The organism is Maribacter aquimarinus (assembly GCF_047345505.1).
Classification (GTDB): Bacteria; Bacteroidota; Bacteroidia; order Flavobacteriales; family Flavobacteriaceae; genus Maribacter.
In genome coordinates, this window is record NZ_JBLFEO010000006.1 from 1 (window position 1) to 5,775 (window position 5,775).

The following is a 5,775-nucleotide window of genomic DNA, read 5'->3' on the forward strand; positions in this document are numbered from 1 at the left end:
CAAGGTCTCCAGGTTCGCCACGATGTTGGAAAGGTCCAATTGCGTGGTGTTGCCCGCTTCGTCCGTGTAGTCGATGTTGGTGTCGTCCGCGTTCAGGGCGATGCTCGTCAATGTCTCCAGGTTCGCGACGTCGATGGTCGTGGCGGTGCCGTCCTCATCGGTGTAGGTGAAGGTGCCGTCCGCATTGGCCACCAAGGTGGTCAAGGTCTCCAGGTTCGCCACGATGTTGGAAAGGTCCAATTGCGTGGTGTTGCCCGCTTCGTCCGTGTAGTCGATGTTGGTGTCGTCCGCGTTCAGGGCGATGCTCGTCAATGTCTCCAGGTTCGCGACGTCAATGGTCGTGGCGGTACCGTCCTCATCGGTGTAGGTGAAGGTGCCGTCGGCGTTGGCCACCAAGGTGCTTGTCGTTTCACTGAACGTATCGCGCAAGGAGCTCAGGTCCACACTGAGTGTTCCTCCGTTTTCAAGTGTAAGTGTAAGCTGGTTGGTAGTGGTATCAAAATTAAACGTTTGCAGCTGTTGATCATCTGTAGCTGTGAGTTCCCAGGAATCCCCGTCCCAGAAATAAATGGTACCACTATCGGTATTGACATAAATATCACCGGCATCTGCACCCGCTGGCAGGGCTGCTCCAGATGCCGAAACCTCCGTTCCACTCAGTACCTCACAATTACATTGATCTTCGAGTGTCACGGTTGTTTGTGAAAATGCAAAAGTGGTGAACAGAAATAGGATATAAAAAAACCTCTTATCCACAACCGAATTCCTTAAATTATACTTTTGAACCATGGCCCGTGCATTTGTGGTTGTAATATGCTTACACATAAATTGTTGATTGCTGATATTGGCAGAATACCTTCCGTGCCAAACTAATTCCCTACAAAATTAGCTTTAGCCCTTCCATCAAGAAATAAATGTTGTGTAAGCGGGATAACGCACAGTCTAAGCCCAGAAAAGTGAAGTCTCCGCCTTAAAACCAAAGCAAAAAACGTCTTGCACTTCATCGATTTACCCTATGGTTTATGATAGTTGGGGAACGGGACCATCCTTTTAAAAAGCCCTTTCATCCGGTAAGTTCCTTATTTTTAAAATGGACGATTACCTATATGGGAACAGACGAAAATAAGGAGCATTTAAGCATTTCTTTTTCCACAAAAAGAAAAGCATTATGACACGGGTACCAAGATTAGAACCACTTCAATGTTAACATAAAAATGTAAGGAAGCATCAACATAAAGAAGGGGAGATTTAAAATTATACGTCCATAACGTACGGGTATCCCATACGGCAATAGTGGCCATTGTATGGAACACGGGCAGGATTGCCCAGACATCATATCATTGCCAAAAAGTTATTCCATTGTTGCCCAACTCCCTCAAGAACCAATTCCCAGGCAAAGGCCCCATCAAGGCGTGCCGTATAGGAATGGCGGCATCTACCCAACAAAAAAGCAGCCCATTGGGCTGCCTTTAAGAAACATAAACAGAATAACGCTATTCTTGAATGATGAACTCCGATCTACGGTTAACATCATGTTTCTCTGCGGAGCACCGCACACCATCAACACATTCGTTAAGTGGCCTGGTTTCTCCATATCCTTCGCTGGACAGTCTATCTGCTGCTATTCCCTTGGCAATCATATAAGCCACGGTTGCTTCGGCCCGCTTTTGGGATAACCAAAGGTTGTAAGCCGCTGGACCACGGCTGTCCGTATGCGCATTTACCTTAATTTTTAAACTTGGGTATTTCTCCATTGCCGCTATGACCTTCTGAATCTCAATTTCCGATCTTTTAGTGATATCATATTTATCAAAAGCGAAATAAATGGTGCTCAATTGAAGTAGTTTTGCCAAATCGTCCCCATAACCGGCTGTGACCTGGTCGCGCTCCAGGTAAAAGTCTATGATTTTTGGCTTGCCATCGGACACGCCAATGTATTCTTCAAATGGGGTGTAGCCCTCCATAAGTGCCCTGACAAAGTTCCCTTGGTTGCAATCCAGCACCAAACTATATTCCCCATTGGAATCCGTAAAGGTGGTGGTGAGCTCCTCATTGTCTTCATTGAGCACTTTCACCGTGGCACCGACCAGGACCATGTTCGATATCTTATCGCGCACCGTTCCCGTTATCTTCTGAACACAGTCAAAGATCAAGGGCTCGTTTTCCACAAATGCATAGATATCGTCGTTTCCAAGTCCGCCCTCTCTATTGGAAGCGAAAAATCCCTCTTTGGTTTCCTCGTCAATGATATAGGTGAAATCGTCCTTGTTTGAATTGGCGGGCTCACCCACGTTCATTACATTCCCGGTAAAATCCTTTCTTTTGATTTTTGTGCCAAAGATATCCAGCCCCCCCAGACCGGGATGTCCATCCGAAGAAAAATAAAGGGTCTCGTTCGCGGTGACAAAGGGAAAGGTCTCCCGCGCCTCTGTATTGATATTTGGCCCCAAGTTTTCCGGTGCCCCAAAAGTACCGTCATCATTGATGGTGACCATAAAAATGTCCGATGCTCCAATGGAACCGGGCATGTCCGATGCAAAATACAAGGTTTTTTCATCGGGACTCAAAGCGGGATGTGCCACAGAATACGCGTCACTGTTAAACGGAAGGTCTTCAATTTCCAACCACTGCCCATCTATTCTCTTTGCCCTAAAAATCTTTAATCTTATGAAACCTTCGGCATCCTTGGCATATTTTCCTTCCACCACATTGTTTCTGGTAAAGTACATGATGTTACCATCCTTGGTGGTAATGGAGGTGGACTCATGGAGCCTGGTATTGATGTTATCGCCCAATTTCACCACTCCAACACCCTTCTTGATTTCGCCCTTTATTTCATAGAGGTCCAAAAAATCCTTTGAATTCCAGGTATGGCGGTATTTGGCCAAATTACCCGTATCCCGATCGGAGGCAAAAATGAGACCCTGCTCATAAAAGGAAGGTGCAAATTCTGAGTACTCGGTGTTTTGCGGAAAATCAGAAATGGTGTATCTGCCCGAGTTCTTGCGTATTTCTGCCATATAGTCCCTGGCCCGATCCAAATTCAAGGCCCGGCGATCGCCAGAGGTCATTTCCAAAAACTGGTCCATCACCTTTTGGGAGGCATCATAATCGCCCAAACTTTTTAACGATTGTGCGTATTTAAAAAACTCTTCTTCCTCCACATTCTCGGGAAACTCCTTTACCAAACGCTCAAAAATCGCGGCCGCCTCTTTATAATCGGCATTGAAGTAATAGGCATTGCCAAGCTTTTTCAATACCTCCGCTGAGACGTACCCTTTGTCCAATACCTTTTTATAGATATCTATTGCCGGACTGAAGGAGTATTGCTCAAATTTTTCATTTGCCCTTTCCAGGAGCCGTTCTTGTCCCATAAGGCCAGCTGAAGTAACCATCAGAATTAAAAGTAGGAAGCGTTTGCTATTTTTTGCCATGGTACAAAATGTTAAAAGAAGCGTGGGGAAACGAGTCTATTAAAGGAACGTACAAGCTCAAACCTTAAGAAAATCTCAAAGGAACCGTCGTTGAATTGGGTGCCTCCAAGAGCAGTGGTCTCCCGATCGTAGGCAATGCCCAACATAAACTGTTCGGAAATCTGAAAACCGACCAAAGCGCTCAGGGCAGCATCCCAGCGATAAGCTGCCCCCAGGGTAAACCTTTCACTGAACATAAAATTGGCAGAAAGATCTACCTGTAACGGCGCCCCGCCCACCACTTTGGTAAGGAGTGCCGGTTTAAATTTCACATTGGGGTTAAGGTCAAAGACATAACCGGTGATCAAGTAAAAGTTAATGCGCTCCCTGGAAAGAAACTGGGGTGCGTTTGCATCTGTCTGTGAATTGTCAAAATACTCCGTTTCCAACAAGTTTGGAGCGGATAGGCCCGCATAAAAACGATTGTCATGATAGTACATACCCAATCCAAAATTGGGCGAGAACCGGTTGTCTATGTTATCTTGCACAATGGTTTCCTGGTCAAAATTCCTTAGACCAAGAAAATCAAGGTTCAATCTGTTGCCTCCCAATTTAAGACCAAAAGACAGCTTGCCCTCCCTTGACACATCCAAGGTGTAGGATACCACACCATCAAAATAGGTTTCCTGTACCACTCCGTCCCCTATTTCATCATTTACAATGGAAAAGCCGTAACCAAACTTACTGTTCCTTATGGGAGAATGGATGTTCAAGGTTTGCGACCTTGGTGCCCCGTCCAGTCCCACCCATTGTGAACGGTGAAGCGCCGCTATGCTCAACTGGCCCCGGGACCCGGCATAAGCGGGGTTTACGCTTATGGTATTGAACATGTATTGGGTATATTGGGCATCCTGTTGGGCCTTAAGGCCAAAACCGATCCCCAATAAAAATAAGAGTAAAACCGATGTTTTCTTACCAAAATTCATACGCTTTATTTTACCTGCTGATATAAATGTATTCATTGTCCACATTGGTCTCACCGTCCAAGGTCTCGTACTCAAAGATATAATAATATATACCGGAGGGCAGATATTCATCCACACTCAGGGTTGATCGTCCTCGTGACCTACCATCAAAAACATTGTTCTGATTGTTGTAGTTTTCACCCTCATACACAGACACCCCCCATCTATTGAAGATGCGCAAGGTATTGCTTCTAACATTTTCCAAGCCCCTAATGAACAAGAAATCGTTTTTGCCGTCATTGTTGGGGGTAAGCATTTGGTTGACCTCAATAGCCACCACCTGGGGAGCCTCCACGGCTACGGTAACAATGGCGGTATCACAGTTTCCGGCGGTGTCACAGATGGTGTACTCAAACGTATCCGTGCCGCTAAAATCTGGGACTGGGGCATAGGTTACAAAATCGTCCGTGATATCCTCAGGGGTTCCATTGTCATTGATCTCTACATTACCATTTGTGGGCTGGTTGATACTGATCACACCGTTCTCTGGAATGTTTATATCATTTTCCAATATATCAATATCCAAGGGCACGTTGCTTGTTGTGGCAACATTATCGTCCACCACATCCAATACGGGGGGCGTGCCCACTGTGATGGTGATCGTCGCCGTGTCGCAAGTGCCGGCCGCATCACAAACGGTGTACTCAAAGGTGTCCGTGCCCTGGAACCCGGCATCGGGTACGTAGGTGATGGTATCGTCCGAAATATCGTCCGGGGTTCCATTGTCATTGACGGTCACCGTGCCATTGGCCGGATCCGTGAGCGTGAGCGTGCCATCCGTGGGAATGCCCGTGTCATTGGCAAGAATGTCCACTTCCACGGGAAGATCCACCTCAGTGGTGGCCACATCGTCCACCACATCCAATACGGGGGGCGTGCCCACTGTGATGGTGATCGTCGCCGTGTCGCAGGTGCCGGCCGCATCACAAACGGTGTACTCAAAGGTGTCCGTGCCCTGGAACCCGGCATCGGGAACGTAGGTGATGGTATCGTCCGAAATATCGTCCGGGGTTCCATTGTCATTGACGGTCACCGTGCCACTGGCCGGATCCGTGAGCGTGAGCGTGCCATCCGTGGGAATGCCCGAGTCGTTGGCAAGAATGTCCACTTCCACGGGAAGATCCACCTCGGTGGTGGCCACATCGTCCACCACATCCAATTCACTCATCGGGATGTCAGGGTCCAGATAATCGGGCGTACCGTCGCCGTCCGAGTCGTCGTTGGTGGGGTCGCCGTCTCCGTTGGCGTCCTCATCCGCGGTCGGGATGCCGTCGCCGTCGTCGTCCAGGTCGCGGTAGTTCACGTCCTCCGTGCCGTCCGTGTCCGGAAGGTCGTTC

3 protein-coding genes and 1 pseudogene are annotated in these 5,775 nt (G+C 47.8%); all 4 read right to left on the reverse strand.

Translation table 11 applies throughout. The features are described from left to right. Positions 1 to 693, reverse strand: a pseudogene (locus ACKWCC_RS05785) (hypothetical protein); the annotation flags it as partial. Between the two features lie 800 nt (positions 694 to 1,493). Beyond that, complete coding sequence (locus ACKWCC_RS05790) at positions 1,494 to 3,374, reverse strand: OmpA family protein (protein ID WP_413994971.1); 1,881 nt, start codon at positions 3,372 to 3,374, stop codon at positions 1,494 to 1,496. 71 nt (positions 3,375 to 3,445) lie between these two features. Next, complete coding sequence (locus ACKWCC_RS05795) at positions 3,446 to 4,399, reverse strand: PorP/SprF family type IX secretion system membrane protein (protein WP_413994972.1); 954 nt, start codon at positions 4,397 to 4,399, stop codon at positions 3,446 to 3,448. 10 nt (positions 4,400 to 4,409) lie between these two features. Further along, a partial coding sequence (locus ACKWCC_RS05800) for an Ig-like domain-containing protein (protein WP_413994973.1) occupies positions 4,410 to 5,775 on the reverse strand: 1,366 nt, incomplete at its 5' end.

Coding starts and splice junctions, on each gene's coding strand:
- ACKWCC_RS05790 (WP_413994971.1), bottom strand. CDS start 3,374: ATGGGACAAGAACGGCTCCTGGAAAGGGCAAATGAAAAATTTGAGCAA.
- ACKWCC_RS05795 (WP_413994972.1), bottom strand. CDS start 4,399: ATGAATTTTGGTAAGAAAACATCGGTTTTACTCTTATTTTTATTGGGG.